The 2,083-nt window shown below is 65.0% G+C and carries 3 protein-coding genes; all 3 read left to right on the forward strand.

Annotation, left to right across the window (positions count from 1 at the left end; all coding sequences use genetic code 11):
• A partial coding sequence (locus DAD99_RS21295; RefSeq protein ID WP_193343168.1) for an L-serine ammonia-lyase, iron-sulfur-dependent, subunit alpha occupies positions 1-296 on the forward strand: 296 nt, incomplete at its 5' end.
• Between the two features lie 3 nt (positions 297-299).
• Positions 300-1,193, forward strand: a complete 894-nt coding sequence (purU, locus tag DAD99_RS21300) for a formyltetrahydrofolate deformylase (RefSeq protein ID WP_193343169.1) — start codon at positions 300-302, stop codon at positions 1,191-1,193.
• Between the two features lie 180 nt (positions 1,194-1,373).
• On the forward strand, positions 1,374-2,083 hold a 710-nt coding region (pdxS, locus tag DAD99_RS21305; protein ID WP_255527512.1), incomplete at its 3' end, for a pyridoxal 5'-phosphate synthase lyase subunit PdxS.

The raw sequence follows: 2,083 nt of genomic DNA on the forward strand, positions 1-2,083 counted from the left end.
TCCTCGGCGGCACGCCCGAACAAGTGGAAAACGCCGCCGAAGTGGGCATCGAGCACAACCTCGGGCTGACCTGCGACCCCGTGGGCGGCCTGGTGCAGATCCCCTGCATCGAACGCAACGCCATCGCCAGCGTCAAAGCCATCAACGCCGCCCGCCTTGCCCTGCATGGCGATGGCAGCCACAAAGTATCCCTCGACAAAGCCATCAAAACCATGAAAGAAACCGGCGCCGACATGAAAACCAAATACAAAGAGACCTCTCGCGGCGGCCTCGCCGTCAACGTCATCGAGTGCTGAGCCATGACCGACATCCAGACTGAAACACGCCCGTTGCCGGTCACCACCGTGGAACACGTCCTGACGTTGGACTGCCCCGAGACGCCCGGCATCGTCCACGCCGTCTCAGGTTTCCTGCTGGAGCATGGCTGCGACATCGTGGACAGCAAGCAGTTCGGCGAACGGTCGGAGGCGCACTTCTTTATGCGCGTGCACTTCGCGTCCGACGGCGATGCCTCCACCGCTGACACGTTGCGGGCCGCTTTTGGCCCGGTGGCGGAGCGGTTCGGGATGAGTTGGCGGCTGGAGCGGCACGGCGCCAAGCGCCGCGTGCTGATCATGGTGTCCAAGTTCGGCCACTGCCTCAACGACCTGCTGTTCCGCGCCAGAACCGGCGAGCTTCCCGTGGAGATCGCCGCTGTGGTCTCCAACCACACGGACCACCAGACGCTGGTGGAATGGCACGGCATCCCGTTCTTCCACGTGCCCGTCACCGCCGACACCAAACCGGCCGCCGAGGCCCGGCTGCTGGAACTGGTGGACGAACTCGACGTGGAACTGGTGGTGCTGGCCCGCTACATGCAGGTGCTCAGCGACGAACTCACGCGCAAGCTCGACGGGCGCGCCATCAACATCCACCACTCGTTCCTGCCCAGCTTCAAGGGCGCCAAGCCGTATCACCAGGCGTACGCGCGCGGCGTGAAGACCGTGGGAGCCACCGCCCACTACGTCAACGCCGAGCTCGATGAAGGGCCGATCATCTCCCAGCAGACCGTTGAGGTAGACCACACCTACGGCCCCGAGGACCTTGTCGCTGCCGGCCGGGACACCGAATGCAAGGCACTCAGCAACGCCGTGCGCTGGCACTGCGAAGGCCGGGTGATCCTGCAGGGCAACAGGACGGTAGTGCTGCGATAGATCCGGTAGGAGTCCAGGCCGCGCCTGACGACCATGCCGGAAGCCAGATCACAAAGGGGCACAGGCTCGTGCTATGCCGCACTGGCGCCTAAAACCACAAAACTGACGGAAAGAGAACACTTCGTGAACCAGCCAATACCTCTTCCCCTGATCACGGGCAGCAACCGCGTCAAGCGGGGCATGGCTGAGATGCTCAAGGGCGGCGTCATCATGGACGTCGTCAATGTTGAACAGGCCCGCATCGCCGAAGACGCCGGTGCCGTTGCAGTCATGGCCCTGGAACGTGTTCCGGCCGATATCCGTGCCCAGGGCGGCGTGTCCCGCATGTCGGACCCGGACATGATCGAGGCGATCATCGACGCCGTCTCCGTGCCGGTCATGGCCAAGGCCCGGATCGGCCACTTCGTCGAGGCGCAGGTCCTGCAGTCCCTCGGCGTGGACTACATTGACGAGTCCGAGGTCCTGACCCCGGCCGACTACGTCCACCACATCGATAAGTGGAACTTCACGGTACCGTTCGTCTGTGGCGCTACCAACCTCGGTGAGGCGCTGCGCCGCATCAACGAGGGCGCGGCCATGATCCGCTCCAAGGGCGAGGCCGGCACCGGCGACGTCTCCAACGCGACCGGGCACATGCGCCAGATCCGCGCCGAGATCGCCAAGCTCGCCGCGCTGCCCGAGGACGAGCTCTACGTCGCGGCCAAGGAACTGCAGGCCCCGTATGAACTGGTCAAGGAGGTTGCCGCCGCCGGCAAGCTCCCCGTGGTGCTGTTCACCGCCGGCGGCATTGCCACCCCGGCCGACGCTGCGATGATGATGCAGCTCGGCGCTGACGGTGTGTTTGTCGGTTCCGGTATCTTCAAGTCCGGCAACCCGGCCCAGCGTGCCGC

The sequence above is a fragment of the Pseudarthrobacter sp. AB1 genome (genome assembly GCF_014926485.1).
In the GTDB taxonomy this organism is placed as follows: Bacteria; Actinomycetota; Actinomycetes; order Actinomycetales; family Micrococcaceae; genus Arthrobacter.